13 protein-coding genes are annotated in these 17,164 nt (G+C 59.4%); 9 read left to right on the forward strand and 4 right to left on the reverse strand.

The genetic code is table 11. The features are described 5' to 3' along the window. Positions 1-4 precede the first annotated feature (4 nt). Together tsf and rpsB are read right to left on the reverse strand one after the other, a co-directional pair. Positions 5-868, reverse strand: coding sequence for a translation elongation factor Ts (gene tsf / locus PMI26_RS05680; protein ID WP_007978387.1), 864 nt, complete (start codon positions 866-868; stop codon positions 5-7). Between the two features lie 189 nt (positions 869-1,057). Continuing rightward, positions 1,058-1,795, reverse strand: coding sequence for a 30S ribosomal protein S2 (gene rpsB, locus PMI26_RS05675; protein WP_007978390.1), 738 nt, complete (start codon positions 1,793-1,795; stop codon positions 1,058-1,060). A 371-nt stretch (positions 1,796-2,166) separates the two neighbouring features. On the opposite strand from rpsB, the gene map reads away from it, so the two are divergent. From map to PMI26_RS05655, 4 genes are all read left to right on the forward strand, one after another. Next, on the forward strand, positions 2,167-2,949 hold the full coding sequence (gene map / locus PMI26_RS05670; protein ID WP_007978392.1) for a type I methionyl aminopeptidase: 783 nt from the start codon (positions 2,167-2,169) through the stop codon (positions 2,947-2,949). A gap of 41 nt (positions 2,950-2,990) precedes the next feature. Continuing rightward, complete coding sequence (locus tag PMI26_RS05665) at positions 2,991-5,693, forward strand: [protein-PII] uridylyltransferase (RefSeq protein ID WP_007978394.1); 2,703 nt, start codon at positions 2,991-2,993, stop codon at positions 5,691-5,693. 158 nt (positions 5,694-5,851) lie between these two features. Continuing rightward, positions 5,852-7,051, forward strand: a complete 1,200-nt coding sequence (dapC, locus tag PMI26_RS05660) for a succinyldiaminopimelate transaminase (protein WP_007978397.1) — start codon at positions 5,852-5,854, stop codon at positions 7,049-7,051. Positions 7,052-7,328: 277 nt separating this feature from the next. Then, positions 7,329-8,129, forward strand: a complete 801-nt coding sequence (locus PMI26_RS05655) for a M12 family metallopeptidase (RefSeq protein ID WP_007978399.1) — start codon at positions 7,329-7,331, stop codon at positions 8,127-8,129. 103 nt (positions 8,130-8,232) lie between these two features. On the opposite strand, the gene PMI26_RS05650 is transcribed toward PMI26_RS05655, so the two are convergent. Then, positions 8,233-9,864 carry a Na+/H+ antiporter gene (locus PMI26_RS05650; RefSeq protein ID WP_007978401.1) on the reverse strand — a complete coding sequence of 544 codons (1,632 nt, stop codon included), beginning with the start codon at positions 9,862-9,864 and terminating at the stop codon, positions 8,233-8,235. Between the two features lie 317 nt (positions 9,865-10,181). Here PMI26_RS05650 and PMI26_RS05645 point away from each other — a divergent pair, with 317 nt between their 5' ends. The 4 genes from PMI26_RS05645 (at position 10,182) to PMI26_RS05630 (ending at position 13,346) form a co-directional block, all read left to right on the forward strand. Beyond that, entirely contained in the window at positions 10,182-10,544 is a 363-nt protein-coding gene (locus tag PMI26_RS05645; protein ID WP_007978403.1) for an ArsC family reductase, read from the forward strand. A gap of 32 nt (positions 10,545-10,576) precedes the next feature. Further along, on the forward strand, positions 10,577-11,611 hold the full coding sequence (gene dapD / locus PMI26_RS05640; RefSeq protein WP_007978405.1) for a 2,3,4,5-tetrahydropyridine-2,6-dicarboxylate N-succinyltransferase: 1,035 nt from the start codon (positions 10,577-10,579) through the stop codon (positions 11,609-11,611). 128 nt (positions 11,612-11,739) lie between these two features. After that, positions 11,740-12,945, forward strand: a complete 1,206-nt coding sequence (locus tag PMI26_RS05635; protein ID WP_007978406.1) for an aminotransferase class V-fold PLP-dependent enzyme — start codon at positions 11,740-11,742, stop codon at positions 12,943-12,945. Beyond that, positions 12,942-13,346, forward strand: coding sequence for a SufE family protein (locus tag PMI26_RS05630; RefSeq protein WP_007978408.1), 405 nt, complete (start codon positions 12,942-12,944; stop codon positions 13,344-13,346). The genes PMI26_RS05635 and PMI26_RS05630 overlap by 4 nt, the downstream gene beginning before the upstream one ends. 118 nt (positions 13,347-13,464) lie before the next feature. Here PMI26_RS05630 and tcdA read toward each other — a convergent pair whose 3' ends face one another. Beyond that, a complete protein-coding gene (gene tcdA, locus PMI26_RS05625) occupies positions 13,465-14,283 on the reverse strand; it encodes a tRNA cyclic N6-threonylcarbamoyladenosine(37) synthase TcdA (protein WP_007978410.1) in 819 nt (272 codons plus the stop codon). A gap of 209 nt (positions 14,284-14,492) precedes the next feature. Between tcdA and PMI26_RS05620 the strand changes: the two genes are divergently transcribed. After that, the gene (locus PMI26_RS05620; RefSeq protein WP_007978412.1) at positions 14,493-17,084 is read left to right on the forward strand and encodes a glycosyltransferase; all 2,592 of its coding nucleotides are present in this window, start codon (positions 14,493-14,495) and stop codon (positions 17,082-17,084) included. Positions 17,085-17,164 lie beyond the last annotated feature (80 nt).

The raw sequence follows: 17,164 nt of genomic DNA on the forward strand, positions 1-17,164 counted from the left end.
CGTCTTATTGCTTGGCGGCAGCCAGCTGGGCAGCAACTTCTTCTGCGAAGTTGTCCACTGGCTTCTCGATGCCTTCGCCTACCTTGAAGTAAGTGAAGGAAACGATTTCAGCGCCGGCTTTCTTGGCCAGGGCGCCTACGGTGACTTCCGGGTTCATCACGAAAGCCTGCTCGACCAGGCTGGCTTCAGCCAGGAACTTGGTGATACGACCAGCGATCATCTTCTCGACGATTTCAGCTGGTTTGCCTTTCATCTTGTCTTCGTTCAAAGACAGGAAAACGGCTTTTTCGCGCTCGATGGCTTCTGGCGAAACCTGCGATGGCAGCAGGAACTCAGGGTTGCTTGCCGCCACGTGCATGGCGATCTCTTTGGCCAGCTGAACATCGCCACCCTTGAGAACAACAGCAACACCGATCTTGTTACCGTGCAGGTAGGTGCCGACAACGTCACCCTCTACGCGCACCAGGCGACGGATGTTGACGTTTTCGCCAACTTTGGCAACCAGTGCTTCACGAGCCGATTCCTGAGCGGCGATCAGCGGAGCTGCGTCGGTCAGTTTCTCGTCGAAGGCTTTCTCTACGCTGGCAGCAACGAAGCTCTTGAAGTCGTCTTGCAGGGCCAGGAAGTCGGTCTGCGAGTTGACTTCCAGCAGCACGGCTGCCTTGTCGTCGGCCTTGATGGCGATAGCGCCTTCAGCGGCAACGTTGCCGGCTTTCTTGGCAGCCTTGATGGCGCCCGAAGCACGCATGTCATCAATGGCTTTCTCGATGTCGCCGCCAGCCTTGGTCAAGGCCTTTTTGCAGTCCATCATGCCTTCGCCAGTACGCTCGCGCAGTTCTTTGACCAACGCTGCAGTAATCTCTGCCATTTCAAAATCCTCTTGGATAGGTTTTCAACCATTCCACCCGATCGAACGGGCGATCAATTCTTCCCGAACCACCCTTGTTAGCTGCCGCACGTTACAGATAGAGCAGTGGGCGCCGACAAATGGTTTTCGAGGTGGCAAAAAGGGGGCCAAGCCCCCTTTTTGCTTACTGAGTCAACGCCAAGGCGTCAATTACTCAGCTGCTGCTACCGGAGCTTCTTCAACGAACACTTCGGTGCCGCCGGCAACGTTGTTGCGGCCACGGATCACAGCGTCAGCCATCGAACCCATGTACAGCTGGATAGCGCGGATTGCGTCATCGTTGCCTGGGATGATGTAGTCAACGCCTTCCGGGCTGCTGTTGGTATCGACTACGCCGATGACCGGGATGCCCAGCTTGTTGGCTTCGGTGATCGCGATGCGCTCGTGATCAACGTCGATAACGAACAGAGCGTCTGGCAGACCGCCCATGTCCTTGATACCACCCAGGGAACGATCCAGCTTTTCCAGGTCACGAGTGCGCATCAGCGCTTCTTTCTTGGTCAGCTTGGCGAAAGTACCGTCTTCGGCTTGAACTTCAAGGTCACGCAGACGCTTGATGGAAGCACGGATGGTCTTGAAGTTGGTCAGCATGCCGCCCAACCAGCGGTGATCGACGTACGGCGAACCGCAACGTGCTGCTTCTTCAGCAACGATCTTGCCAGCGGAACGCTTGGTGCCGACGAACAGAATCTTGTTTTTGCCCTGGGCCAGACGCTCTACGAAAGTCAGAGCTTCGTTGAACATTGGCAGGGTTTTTTCAAGGTTGATGATGTGGATCTTGTTACGCGCGCCGAAAATGTACTTGCCCATTTTCGGGTTCCAGTAACGGGTCTGGTGACCGAAGTGCACACCGGCCTTCAGCATATCGCGCATGTTGACTTGGGACATGATAGTTCCTTAATAAGTCGGGTTTGGCCTCCACGTATCCCAATGACCAACCAGCAGCATCAGCTGAAGGCACCCAGGTCATCGTGTCGACACGTGTGTGGATTTAGGCTTTTCGGGACATCCCCGGAAAGCGGCGCATTTTATATCACAAGGCAGGGCAAAACGGAACCCGGATTCTGAAATCCTGGCGAGCGCTTTGCGCCATCCCTTGGAATCCTCCAAGAATGCACCATTCTATAGAGAGAAGCGATGCACACAGGCGCAGATTTGCACTGATCGTCTGGTAGAATCGTATTTTTCAGGGCTGCGAAGACCCATCGCGCAATGCCCTTTCCGTTCAGAAAGCGCCGCCTGGCGCAGAGAGAGCCTGTATGACCGTCACCCTCAAAACGCCCGAGGATATCGCCAAAATGCGTATCGCCGGCAAACTGGCCGCCGATGTGCTGGAAATGATTGCCGAACATGTCAAGCCGGGCGTTACCACCGATCAACTGAACCAGATCTGCCACGACTACATCGTCAATGAGCAGAAAGCCATCCCTGCCCCGCTCAACTACAAGGGTTATCCAAAGTCGATCTGCACGTCGATCAACCACGTGGTCTGCCACGGCATCCCGAACGACAAGCCGCTCAAAGACGGCGATACCCTGAACATCGACGTTACCGTCATCAAGGACGGCTACCACGGCGACACCAGCCGCATGTTCCACGTCGGCAGCGTGCCGGTCTGGGCCGAGCGCCTGTCCCAGGTGACCCAGGAATGCATGTACAAGGCGATTGAAATCGTCAAACCCGGCTGCCGCCTGGGCGACATCGGCGAAATCATCCAGAAGCACGCTGAAAAGAACGGATTCTCGGTGGTTCGCGAATTCTGCGGCCACGGTATCGGCAAGGTGTTCCACGAAGAGCCGCAGATCCTGCACTACGGCCGCGCCGGCACCGGCATGGAACTCAAGGCCGGCATGACCTTCACCATCGAGCCGATGATCAACCAGGGCAAAGCCGACACCAAGGTTCTGGGCGACGGCTGGACCGCGATCACCAAGGACCGCAAGCTCTCGGCACAGTGGGAACACACCCTGCTGGTGACCGAAACCGGTTACGAGATCTTCACCCTGCGCAGCGATGACACCATCCCTCGCGTTTCGGCCTGATCTCGCCAGCGTATCTCGCCTACAGAAAGGAAAGCCAATCGATGCCGCAGGTGGATCCCGAACTCTTCGACCGAGGCCAGTTCCAGGCTGAACTGGCCCTGAAGGCAAGCCCGATCGCGGCCTTCAAGAAGGCGATCCGCCAGGCCCGCGAGGTGCTCGACGCGCGCTTTCGCAATGGCCGGGACATTCGCCGGCTGATCGAGGATCGCGCCTGGTTCGTCGACAATATCCTGCAGAAGGCCTGGGAGCAGTTCAGCTGGAGCGAGGACGCCGACATCGCGCTGGTCGCGGTCGGTGGCTACGGCCGTGGTGAATTGCACCCTTATTCCGACATCGATTTGCTGATCCTGCTGGACAGCGCGGACCACGAAGTTTTCCGCGACTCCATCGAGCGCTTTCTGACCCTGTTGTGGGACATCGGCCTGGAGGTCGGTCAGAGCGTTCGCTCGGTCGAAGAGTGCGCCGTCGAGGCCCGCGCCGACCTGACGGTCGTCACCAACCTGATGGAAAGCCGCACCATCGCCGGCCCCGAGCGTTTGCGCCAGCGTATGCTGGACGTCACCAGCACCGGGCACATGTGGCCGAGCAAGGACTTCTTCCTGGCCAAGCGTGCCGAACAAAAGGCCCGCCACCACAAGTACAACGACACCGAATACAACCTGGAACCCAACGTCAAAGGCTCGCCCGGCGGCCTACGGGATATCCAGACGATTCTGTGGGTGGCCCGTCGCGAGTACGGCACCCTGAACCTGCGGGCACTGGCCGGCGAAGGCTTTCTGGTCGAAAGTGAAAACGCCCTGCTGGCCTCCTCCCAGGAATTCCTGTGGAAAGTTCGCTATGCCCTGCACATGCTCGCCGGTCGCGCCGAAGACCGCCTGCTGTTCGATCACCAGCGCACCATTGCCGGGCTGCTGGGCTTCAAAGGCGACGACGCCAAGCAAGCCATCGAAAATTTCATGCAGCAGTATTACCGGGTGGTGATGAGCATCGCCCAGCTCAGCGACCTGATCATCCAGCACTTCGAGGAAGTCATCCTCGCACCGGAAGACGAGGCACCACCACAGCCGATCAACTCGCGCTTCCAGCTGCATGATGGCTATATCGAAGCACGCAACCACAACGTTTTCCGCCGCACGCCGTTCGCCATGCTGGAAATTTTCGTATTGATGGCCCAGCAGCCGGAAATCAAGGGCGTGCGCGCGGACACCATTCGTATGCTGCGGGAAAGCCGTCACCTGATCGACGACGACTTCCGCAACGATATTCGCAACACCAGCCTGTTTATCGAGCTGTTCAAGTGCAAGATCGGCATCCACCGCAACCTGCGACGGATGAACCGCTACGGCATCCTGGGTCGTTATCTGCCCGAATTCGGTTTTATCGTCGGGCAGATGCAGCATGACCTGTTCCACATCTATACGGTCGATGCCCATACCCTGAACCTGATCAAGCACCTGCGTAAGTTGCAGTACACCCAGGTGTCGGAAAAATTCCCGCTGGCCAGCAAGCTCATGGGCAAGCTGCCCAAACCCGAGCTGATTTACATGGCCGGCCTGTACCACGACATCGGCAAAGGCCGGCATGGCGACCACTCGGACGTCGGCGCGGTCGACGCCGAGGCGTTTTGCCAACGTCACCAGTTGCCAGTGTGGGACAGCCGCCTGATCGTGTGGCTGGTGCAAAACCATCTGGTGATGTCGACCACCGCCCAGCGCAAGGACCTGTCCGACCCGCAAGTTATCCACGACTTCGCACAGATCGTCGGCGATGAAACCCGCCTTGACTACTTGTATGTGCTGACCGTCGCCGACATCAACGCCACCAACCCGACACTGTGGAATTCCTGGCGCGCCAGCCTGCTGCGCCAGCTCTACACCGAAACCAAGCGTGCCCTGCGTCGTGGCCTGGAGAATCCGGTGGATCGCGAAGAGCAGATCCGCCAGACCCAGAGCGCCGCCCTGGACATTCTGGTGCGCGGCGGCACCGATCCGGACGATGTCGAGCAACTGTGGGCGCAGTTGGGTGATGACTATTTCCTGCGTCACACCGCCGGCGATGTGGCCTGGCACAGCGACGCGATCCTCCAGCAACCGGCCGATGGCGGCCCCCTGGTGCTGATCAAGGAGACCACCCAGCGTGAGTTCGAAGGCGGGACCCAGATCTTCATCTACGCCCCCGACCAGCACGACTTCTTCGCCGTGACCGTGGCCGCGATGGACCAGCTCAACCTGAACATCCATGACGCCCGGGTCATCACCTCCAGCAGCCAGTTCACCCTCGACACCTACATCGTGCTCGACACCGACGGCGACTCGATCGGTGACAACCCGGCACGGGTCAAACAGATCCGCGACGGGCTGACCGAAGCCCTGCGCAACCCGGACAACTACCCGACCATCATCCAGCGCCGGGTACCGCGCCAGCTCAAGCATTTCGCCTTTGCACCACAGGTAACGATCCACAACGACGCCCAGCGGCCGGTGACGGTGCTGGAACTCACGGCACCCGACCGCCCGGGCCTGCTGGCGCGGATCGGCACGATTTTCCTGGAGTTCGATCTGTCGCTGCAAAACGCCAAGATCGCCACCCTCGGCGAGCGCGTGGAAGACGTGTTCTTCATCACCGACGCCCACAATCAGCCGCTGTCCGACCCGCTGCTGTGCAGCCGGTTACAAGATGCAATCGTCGAACAGTTGAGCGTCAACCAGGAACCCGATATCAAACTGTCGCGCATCAGCATCTGACTTAACAACGGCCCGCCTTTTGTAGGAGCGAGCTTGCTCGCGATGAACTCAAATACACCGCGTTATTCTGGGAAGAACGCGTTATCGTTGACGACCATCGCGAGCAAGCTCGCTCCTACAGGGACCAGCGCCGCTCCAACACCGAACGAGATTTATCGATGAACAACGCTCTGTCCCAGCTCCAGCCTTACCCGTTCGAAAAACTCCGCGCCCTGCTCGGCAGCGTCACGCCCAACCCGGACAAGCGCCCTATTGCGCTGTCGATTGGCGAGCCTAAACACCGCTCGCCAAGCTTCGTCGCCGAAGCCCTGGCCAGCAATCTCGATCAGATGGCCGTGTACCCGACCACCCTCGGCATCCCGGCCCTGCGCGAAGCCATCGCCGCCTGGTGCGAACGTCGTTTCGATGTCCCCAAGGGCTGGATCGATCCCGCGCGCAACGTGCTGCCGGTCAACGGCACCCGCGAAGCGCTGTTCGCCTTCACCCAGACCGTGGTCAACCGTGGCGATGACGCGCTGGTGGTCAGCCCGAATCCGTTCTACCAGATCTACGAAGGCGCGGCGTTCCTCGCCGGGGCCAAGCCGCATTACCTGCCGTGCCTGGACGAAAACGGTTTCAACCCGGATTTCGACGCCGTTTCGCCGGACATCTGGAAACGCTGCCAGATCCTGTTCCTGTGCTCGCCAGGCAATCCGACCGGCGCACTGATTCCGGTTGAAACCCTGAAAAAGCTGATCGCCCTGGCCGATGAGTACGATTTCGTGATTGCCGCGGACGAGTGCTACAGCGAACTCTACTTCGACGAACAAACGCCGCCGCCAGGCCTGCTCAGCGCCTGCGCAGAACTGGGCCGCAAGGACTTCAAGCGCTGCGTGGTGTTCCACAGCCTGTCCAAGCGTTCGAACCTGCCAGGCCTGCGTTCCGGTTTTGTCGCCGGTGACGCCGACATTCTCAAAGGCTTCCTGCTTTACCGCACCTACCACGGCTGCGCGATGCCGGTTCAAACCCAACTGGCCAGCGTTGCTGCATGGAATGACGAAGTGCATGTGCGCGCCAACCGTGCGTTGTATCGCGAGAAGTTTGATGCAGTACTGGAAATCCTCAGCCCGGTGCTGGACGTACAGCGCCCGGATGGCAGTTTCTATCTGTGGCCGAATGTGGCCGGTGACGACGCTGCGTTCTGCCGCGACCTGTTCGAGCAGGAGCACGTGACCGTGGTGCCGGGTTCTTACCTGTCGCGGGATGTCGATGGCGTCAATCCAGGCGCCGGGCGCGTGCGCATGGCGCTGGTTGCACCATTATCAGAATGCGTTGAAGCGGCAGAACGTATTCGCGACTTTATCACTCGCCGCAACTGACACTGACAAGGCCTGTGCTGTGCAACGCAGTACAGGCCGCTCATCAGCAACAACATCTCACATACAGCAACTTTACAGCGTGACTCTAATTTAAATAACCTCCAACTCGAAACCAATTAATTGAGCGAATCAAACCTCGAGAAGGAGAGTAAAAATGCCAGATCAAGCCTCCTGCAAAGTTATATAAAAGCCCCACCAAAAAAACCGCAAACAAACCAAACCAAAAGATCTCATTCCAAACAAACTACAACCGATAAAAGACACGGACGTCACCCCTATGAAAATTGGAACTTGCAGTTTCCCTGAAAGCATTGACCCGATTGCATCCTATGAGGCCGCAATCAGTGAGCGCAGTGATAATGTCGAACACAACACTTCCAAACGAGCCAAGAGAAGTGTCGCTGTGCATACTAAATTCTGGAAGCCTGGTCGAATCCTGAAAATAGCCATGTACGACGAAGACCAGAAAACCATCGACAAAGTCAAAAGCATTGCGAGCAAATGGATAGAGTATGCCAATTTGAAGTTTGAATTCGTTTCAGGAGCAGAGGGCGATATTCGTATAAAAATCGAGCAAACCCAATACGGCGATTCTTACTCCTATCTCGGTACAGATGCGCTCACCCGCCCCCCTGAAAAAGAAACAATGCAAATAGGGCTGCCTTTAGAAGATGATGAGTTTGAATTCAGCGTATTACATGAGTTTGGACACGCACTTGGCCTCGCCCATGAACATCAGCACCCGGACGCAGATATTCCTTGGGATCGGGAAAAAGTTTACGCATGGTATAAAGAAGAATTCAACCTTGAACGCGATCAAGTTGACAGAGACGTTCTCCCACTACCCCGCAACACAAACTACACCTACGGTGATTACGACCCCTTGTCAATCATGCACTACGACATCGATAGCAGACTTACCATAAACAACTGGAGCCACCCAGGTGGCTCCACACTAAGCAGGAAAGACCTGGAAGTAGTCAGTAAGATTTACCCTCACGGGACACCATACATACCCCACTCACTGATTGAGTTACTTAACAAAATAAAGGCGCCATTTACTGGCAGTTCCAATTAAAACATCCTGAAGATATCCTCCAACAAACTGATCGTTTCTTGAGGACTATTATTTTCAATTCATCTTCCATGTACGCCACGCAACAATGGAAACATGTACATTATTACTTGACCGTTCCAAGCTTGGCCTCACTCAGATCAAGCTCCCCCAGCACCTCACGCAACACGTCATCGCCAATCTGGTGCTGACGGCTGAGTCTGTACAACTCCAGGCGCTGCGCCCGCAGCGCCTTCACCCGCAAGCGCCGCTCCAGCAAGTCCATCTGAAAGGCCAGGGCCTGGGCTTCGGCTGAATCGTTGAACACCTCCAACTGGTGTCGGTACTCGGACATGATCCGTGCCTTGAGTTCGGCCGCCAGCGCGGACTCGGCGGCGTCCTGCGGGTTAACCTCTTCTGTCTCAAGCGCATGAATGGCCGCTTCGGCGGTCTTACGCCAGGCGTCACGCACCTCATTGCGCCGCTTGTCGTCCGGGCTGGCTTCGATGCCGCGCAACAACAGTGGCAGTGCGATGCAGGCCGCAATCAACGACAGCAGAATCACGCCGGCGGCGATGAATATCAGCAGATAGCGCTCGGGAAACTCACTGGTGCCCATGAACATCGGCACCGACATCACGCCCGCCAGCGTCACGGCCCCGCGCACACCCGCCACAGTCAGCAACCAACAGGATCGCGCCGTCGGCACATGGGTCACCTCACCCTTGCCGCGCAGGCGCCGCAGCAGCACCGACAGCCGCCAGATGCTTTGCACCCAGACAAACCGCAAAACCAGCAGCACCAGGAAAATCGCCACCACATCCAACCCGCGATACAACAACGTCGGCCACAACGAGGTTTCGTGACTGGCCACCGCCTTGATGATGTCCGGCAACTGCAGGCCCAACAGCAGGAAAATCAAGCCGTTGAAGGCGAACTCCAGCAATGACCAGACACTGCGATTGAGCAGGCGCGTGTTGGTCTGGCGCGGCAGCAAATCGAGCCAGCTCTGCATCATCCCCGCCGCCACTGCCGAGAGGATGCCCGACACTTCCATGCGCTCGGCCAGCACGTAGGCCGCAAACGGCAGCAACAACATGAACACCACGTGCGTCGCGGGGTCATCCCAGCCGCGCGCGATCATCCACGCCCGCAGACGGCCAACCAGCCAGCTCAAGGCCACCCCGACGGCCAGCCCGCCGACGGCGACCAGCACGAACGTCAGGCTGGCATTGGCCAGTGAGAACACGCCGGTGACCGCCGCCACCAAGGCAAACTTGAACGTCACCAGGCCCGAAGCGTCGTTCATCAGCGCCTCCCCCTGCAAGATGTGCATCAATGGCGTGGGCAGCCGATTGCGGGAGATGGCCGACACCGCCACCGCATCCGTCGGCGACAGCACGGCCGCCAGGGCAAACGCCACCGGCAACGGTACACCGGGCAGCAGCCAATGAATGAAATAGCCGGCGCCCACCACGGTAAACAACACCAGGCCCACCGCCAGGGTCAGGATCGGTCCGCGCAGGTGCCAGAATTCGCGCTTGGGCATGCGCCAGCCGTCGGAGAACAGCAACGGTGGCAGGAACAGAAACAGGAACAACTCGGGATCCAGGGCCACATGCAGCCCCAGAGTCGGCCACGCAAGCAATGCCCCGGCGGCGATTTGCACCAGCGGCAACGGCAGCGGGATCACCCGTCCGATCAGGCGCGAAACGCCGACCAGCATCAACAGGATCAGGACGGTGTAGGCGGTTTGCATAAAACGTGGTTCCCGGACAATCGACAGCATTGAAGTGCCATATTAGCTGCTTAGACTGTTTGCGGACCCTTGCACCAATGTCGCACAACGGAATATCGCCTTCCTGTAGGAGCGAGCTTGCTCGCGATGGTCGTCAACGATTACGCGACATGCCAGATACCCCGCGGCGCTCTCGGGTTCATCGCGAGCAGGCTCGCTCCTACAAGGGATTTATGGCATGACACCCATACAAACCCGACCACAGCCGCCGCGAAACCGTCCGGCCATGGCATAATCCTCCACCTTTTATTTCCAGCACCTGCAAAGGGGGCAATTCCTTGACCGTTTCAAGCAAAACGTTGCACCTTTTCGGCATCAAAGCCTGCGACACCATGAAAAAGGCGCGCACCTGGCTCGATGAACACGCTGTCAGCTATGACTTTCATGATTACAAAGCGGTTGGTATCGACCGTGAACACCTGACCCAATGGTGCAGCGAGCACGGCTGGGAAGTGGTGTTGAACCGTGCAGGCACGACCTTTCGCAAGCTTGACGACGAACGCAAAGCCGATCTCGACCAGACGAAAGCCATCGAACTGATGCTCGCACAACCTTCGATGATCAAGCGCCCGGTGCTCGATCTCGGTGACCGAACCCTGATTGGCTTCAAGCCAGACATCTACGCGGCCGCGCTCAAGTAAGCAGCCCGTTCAATTTTGTTAGAGGTATTCACATGTCCGCTACCCTGTTCAGCCTGGCCTTCGGCGTCGGCACTCAAAACCGTCAAGGCGCATGGCTGGAAGTGTTCTACGCCGCCCCGGTTCTCAAGCCATCGGCTGAAGTCGTCGCCGCTATCGCACCGATCCTGGGCTACACCGAAGGCAATCAGGCCATCGCATTCAGCACCGCCCAGGCCTCGCAACTGGCCGAGGCCCTCAAAGGCGTCGACGCCGGCCAGGCTGCCCTGCTGACCCGCCTGGCCGAGAGCCACAAGCCGCTGGTCGCCACCCTGCTGGCTGAAGATGCCCAGCTGTCGTCCACCCCGGAGGCGTACCTCAAGCTGCACCTGCTGAGCCATCGCCTGGTCAAGCCTCACGGCCTGAACCTGGCCGGGATTTTCCCGCTGCTGCCGAACGTGGCCTGGACCAGCCAGGGCGCTGTCGACCTGAGCGAGCTGGCCGAGCTGCAACTCGAAGCCCGCCTGCGCGGCGAGCTGCTGGAAGTGTTCTCGGTGGACAAGTTCCCGAAAATGACCGACTACGTGGTTCCGGCCGGCGTGCGTATCGCTGACGCTGCGCGTCTGCGCCTGGGCGCTTACGTGGGCGAAGGCACCACCGTGATGCACGAAGGTTTCATCAACTTCAACGCCGGCACCGAAGGCCCGGGCATGATCGAAGGCCGCGTATCCGCCGGCGTATTCGTCGGCAAGGGTTCGGACCTGGGCGGCGGCTGCTCGACCATGGGCACCCTGTCGGGCGGCGGCAACATCGTGATCAAGGTCGGCGAAGGCTGCCTGATCGGCGCCAACGCCGGTATCGGTATCCCGTTGGGCGACCGCAACACCGTCGAGTCGGGCCTGTACGTGACCGCCGGTACCAAAGTCGCGCTGCTGGACGAAAACAATCAACTGGTCAAAGTGGTCAAGGCCCGTGAACTGGCCGGCCAGCCGGACCTGCTGTTCCGTCGCAATTCGGAAACCGGTGCCGTGGAATGCAAAACCCACAAATCGGCCATCGAGTTGAACGAAGCGCTGCACGCTCACAACTAAGTGCCGCAGGCACCTGTGGGAGCGAGCTTGCTCGCGATGCTTTTTGGCGACCTTACGGACGCCATCGCGAGCAAGCTCGCTCCCACAAGGTCCGGTGTACATCCGCCCAAGTTCACAGGGCTGAACACATGATGATTCTCTCTCCCTGGCGCGCCGATTTTCCGGCCATCGCCGCCCTGCAGCGGCAAGGCCAGACCTATCTGGACAACGCCGCCACCACGCAAAAGCCCCAAGCCCTGCTGGACGCCCTGGCGCACTACTACGCCAATGGCGCAGCCAACGTGCATCGGGCGCAACACTTGCCCGGCGCCCACGCCACCCAGGCGTTCGAGGACAGCCGTCGCAAAGCCGCACAATGGCTCAATGCTGGCGATTGCGGGCAGATCATCTTTACCCACGGCGCGACGTCCGCACTGAATCTCCTGGCCTATGGCCTGGAACATCTTTTCAATCCGGGCGACGAAATCGTCATCAGCGCCCTGGAGCATCACGCCAACCTTTTGCCGTGGCAGCAACTGGCGCACCGTCGCGAGCTGAAGCTGGTGATCCTGCCGCTGGACGCCGACGGCGTGATCGACCTTGAAGCCGCCGCCGGTTTGATCGGCCCACGCACGCGTCTGTTGGCCGTCAGTCAACTGTCCAACGTGATTGGCGCGTGGCAACCGCTGCCTCAATTGCTGGCACTGGCCAAGGCGCACAACGCCCTGACCGTGATCGATGGCGCCCAGGGCGTGGTCCATGGCCGCCACGACGTGCAAGCACTGGGCTGCGATTTTTATGTGTTCTCCAGCCACAAGCTCTACGGTCCCGATGGCCTGGGCGTGCTGTTCGGGCGCAATACAGCGCTGCAACAGCTGCGTCCCTGGCAGTTCGGCGGTGAAATGGTGCTCGATGCCAATTATCACGACGCCCGCTTTCGCCCGGCCCCCCTGGGCTTCGAGGCCGGGACGCCGCCGATTGCCAGTGTGATCGGCCTGGGAGCAACCCTCGATTACCTCGCCGGGCTCGATCAGGACGCTGTGTCCGCCCATGAAACGGCGCTGCATGCCTGTTTGCTCAAGGGTCTTGAGGCACGTCACGGCATCCGCTTGCTGGGCAAGCCGCAAGTGGCACTGGCCAGTTTTACCGTCGAGGGTGTACATAACGCCGACCTGGCGCATTTGCTGACTGAGCAAGGGATTGCAGTGCGCGCTGGCCATCACTGCGCCATGCCGTTGCTCAAACACTTTGAACTGGCGGGGGCGATTCGGGTGTCGTTGACGCTGTACAACGACTCCGAAGACCTGCAACGGTTTTTTGAAGCCCTGGATCAGGCGCTGGAGCTGCTGCGATGAACCTGCCTGCCGATGCCGTGACCGCACTCGATACCTTTGGCAAAGCCGCCGGCTGGGAAGAACGGGCACGCCTGCTGATGCAATGGGGCGAGCGCCTGCCTGCCTTGAGCGACGCGCAGATGTGCGACGCCAACCGGGTGCACGGCTGTGAAAGCCAGGTGTGGCTGGTGGGCGAATTGCGCGACGGCCATTGGCAGTTCAGCGCCAACAGCGATGCACGGTTGATTCGCGGGTTGGTGGCGTTGCTGCTGGCGCGGGTCAACGGCTTGTCGGCGGCTGAATTGCAGCAGGTGGATTTGCCGGACTGGTTCAATCAGTTGGGATTGGGGCGGCAGTTGTCCCAGTCTCGTAGCAATGGCCTCAATGCCGTACTTCAGCGAATGAATGAGTTAGCCGGTTAATCGCCTTCGCGAGCAAGCCCGCTCCCACATTGGATTTCGGTCGTACACAAAAACTGTATTCACTGAAAATCGAATGTGGGAGCGGGCTTGCTCGCGAAGAGGCCATCAGTAGCAACACTTAAATCTGAGGCTTGACCCGATCCGCCGGCCGCCGCACTCCCGCCACGATCTTGTCCACAGCCTTGGTCGCCGCGACCATGCCGAAGGTCGCCGTCACCATCATCACCGCGCCAAACCCGCCGGCGCAGTCGAGCTTCACGCCATCACCGACAAAACTCTTCTGCAGGCAAATGCTGCCGTCCGGTTTCGGATAACGCAGCTGCTCGGTGGAAAACACGCACGGCACGCTGTAATGGCGGGTCACGGTGCGTGAGAAACCGTAGTCGCGGCGCAGCGTGGAGCGCACTTTCGAAGCTAATGGGTCATTGAACGTGCGATTCAAGTCGCAGACCTGAATCAAGGTCGGGTCGATCTGCCCTCCCGCACCACCGGTCGTGATGATCTGGATCTTGCGACGCTTGCACCAGGCGATCAGCGCAGCCTTGGCGTTGACGCTGTCGATGCAGTCGATCACGCAGTCGATGTTCGGCGTGATGTACTCGGCCATGGTGTCGCGGGTGACGAAGTCCGGCACCGCGTGCACCGTGCAGTGCGGGTTGATCCCGCGCAGACGCTCCGCCATCACCTCGACCTTGGGTTTGCCGACGGTACTGTCCAGCGCGTGCAACTGACGGTTGGCGTTGCTGACGCAGACGTCGTCCAGATCGAACAGCGATATTTCGCCCACGCCACAACGGGCCACGGCTTCCGCCGCCCAGGAACCGACACCACCGACGCCGACAATCGCCACATGGGCTGCGCGCAGGCGCTCAAGGCCTTCGATGCCATACAAGCGGGCGATGCCGGCAAAACGCGGATCTTCAGTACTCATGACCATTACCCCAAAAACCGGCGGGCATTATATGGCGATATGAAGACAAAATCAGTTACAGGAAAAATAGAAAGAACTTTAACGAAATCAGATTGCCCAACGTCCGGCAATTCCCTGTCCGCTGTAGGACTAGAGAATGCCCGGTGTAGGATGCGCGCCCATTGGCGACGGCCAACCGTTCCTCCGTTCCACAGTCTTTGGAACCCGAAATAGCTATGTCATCGCGTAAATTTGGACTCAACCTGGTCGTGGTGCTCGCCATCGCAGCCTTGTTTACCGGCTTCTGGGCGCTGATCAACCGTCCGGTCACCGCCCCCAACTGGCCTGAACAGATCTCCGGCTTCTCCTACTCGCCTTTCCAGCAGGGCCAGTTCCCGCAGAAAGACCAGTACCCGACCGACGATCAAATGCGTCGCGACCTGGAGATCATGAGCAAGCTGACGGACAACATCCGCATCTACTCGGTCGACGGCACCCTGCAAGACATCCCGAAACTGGCGGAAGAGTTCGGCTTGCGGGTGACACTGGGGATCTGGATCAGCCCGGACCAGGAACGCAACGAACGGGAAATCACCCGCGCCATCGAAATCGCCAACTCCTCGCGCAGCGTGGTTCGCGTGGTGGTGGGCAACGAAGCGATCTTCCGCAAGGAAATCACCGCCGCCGAACTGAGCGTGATGCTCGATCGCGTGCGCGCCGCCGTGAAGGTGCCAGTGACCACGTCCGAGCAATGGCACGTCTGGGAAGAACACCCGGAACTGGCCAGGCACGTCGACCTGATCGCCGCGCACGTCCTGCCTTACTGGGAATTCATTCCAGTGGACAAGGCCCAGCAGTTCGTCCTCGACCGCGCCCGCGACCTGAAAAAGATGTTCCCGAAAAAGCCGCTGCTGCTGTCCGAAGTGGGCTGGCCGAGCAACGGCCGTATGCGCGGTGGCGCCGATGCTTCGCCCGCAGACCAGGCGATCTACCTGCGAACCCTGGTCAACAAGCTCAATCGCCAGGGCTTCAACTACTTTGTGATCGAAGCGTTTGACCAGCCATGGAAAGCCAGCGACGAAGGTTCCGTTGGCGCCTACTGGGGCGTGTTCAACGCCGCGCGCCAGCAGAAGTTCAACTTCGAAGGCCCGGTGGTAGCGATTCCGCAGTGGCGCGTACTGGCCGTTGGTTCGGTGGTATTGGCGCTGTTGTCGCTGACCCTGCTGATGATCGACGGCTCGGCCCTGCGCCAGCGTGGTCGCACCTTCCTGACCTTCATTGCGTTCCTCTGTGGTTCGGTGCTGGTGTGGATCGGTTACGACTACAGCCTGCAATACAGCACCTGGTTCAGCCTGACGGTGGGTTTCCTGCTCGCCCTCGGTGCGCTCGGGGTGTTCATCGTGCTGCTGACCGAAGCCCATGAATTGGCCGAAGCGGTGTGGGTGCACAAGCGCCGCCGCGAATTCCTGCCAGTGGAAGGCGATTCCGGCTACCGCCCGAAAGTGTCGATTCACGTGCCTTGCTACAACGAGCCGCCGGAGATGGTCAAACAGACCCTCAACGCCCTGGCCAACCTCGACTATCCGGATTTCGAAGTCCTGATCATCGACAACAACACCAAGGACCCGGCGGTCTGGGAACCAGTGCGCGACTACTGCGCCACCCTCGGCCCGCGCTTCAAGTTCTTCCACGTGGCACCGCTGGCCGGCTTCAAGGGTGGCGCGCTGAACTACCTGATTCCGCACACCGCCAAGGACGCCGAAGTGATTGCCGTGATCGACTCGGACTACTGTGTCGACCGCAACTGGCTCAAGCACATGGTGCCGCACTTCGCCGACCCGAAAATCGCCGTGGTGCAGTCGCCGCAGGACTACCGCGACCAGAACGAAAGCACCTTCAAGAAGCTCTGCTACGCGGAATACAAAGGCTTCTTCCATATCGGCATGGTCACCCGCAACGACCGCGACGCGATCATCCAGCACGGCACCATGACCATGACCCGTCGCTCGGTGCTCGAAGAGCTGGGCTGGGCCGACTGGTGCATCTGTGAAGACGCCGAGCTGGGCCTGCGCGTATTCGAGAAAGGCCTGTCGGCGGCGTACTACCACACCAGCTACGGCAAAGGCCTGATGCCCGATACCTTCATCGACTTCAAGAAACAGCGTTTCCGCTGGGCCTACGGAGCGATTCAGATCATCAAGCGCCACACCGCCAGCCTGCTGCGCGGCAAGGACACCGAGCTGACCCGCGGCCAGCGTTACCACTTCCTCGCGGGCTGGTTGCCGTGGGTGGCGGACGGCATGAACATCTTCTTCACCGTCGGTGCGCTGTTGTGGTCGGCGGCAATGATCATCGTGCCGCAACGGGTCGATCCACCGCTGCTGATCTTCGCAATCCCGCCGTTGGCGCTGTTCGTGTTCAAGGTGGCCAAGATCATTTTCCTCTACCGTCGTGCGGTCGGGGTGAACTTGAAGGATGCCTTCTGCGCGGCGCTGGCCGGTCTGGCGTTGTCTCACACCATCGCCAAAGCGGTGCTGTACGGCTTCTTCACCAGCAGCATTCCGTTCTTCCGCACACCGAAAAACGCCGACAACCATGGCTTCTGGGTCGCGATTTCCGAAGCCCGCGAAGAGTTGTTCATCATGTTGCTGTTGTGGAGCGCGGCGCTGGGGATTTATCTGGTCAACGGCATGCCGAGCAACGACATGCGCTTCTGGGTCACCATGCTGCTGGTGCAGTCGCTGCCGTATCTGGCGGCGCTGATCATGGCGTTCCTGTCGTCGTTGCCGAAACCGGCCGCCGAGCCTGAAACGGCACCTGTCGTCTAAATCTTTGCGGATCCACTAAACGGCGGCCAATGGTCGCCGTTTTGCTTTAAGATAACCGCCATTTTGCGGTGCTTGGGCAT

Source organism: Pseudomonas sp. GM33 (assembly GCF_000282295.1).
GTDB lineage: Bacteria > Pseudomonadota > Gammaproteobacteria > Pseudomonadales > Pseudomonadaceae > Aquipseudomonas > Aquipseudomonas laurylsulfatiphila.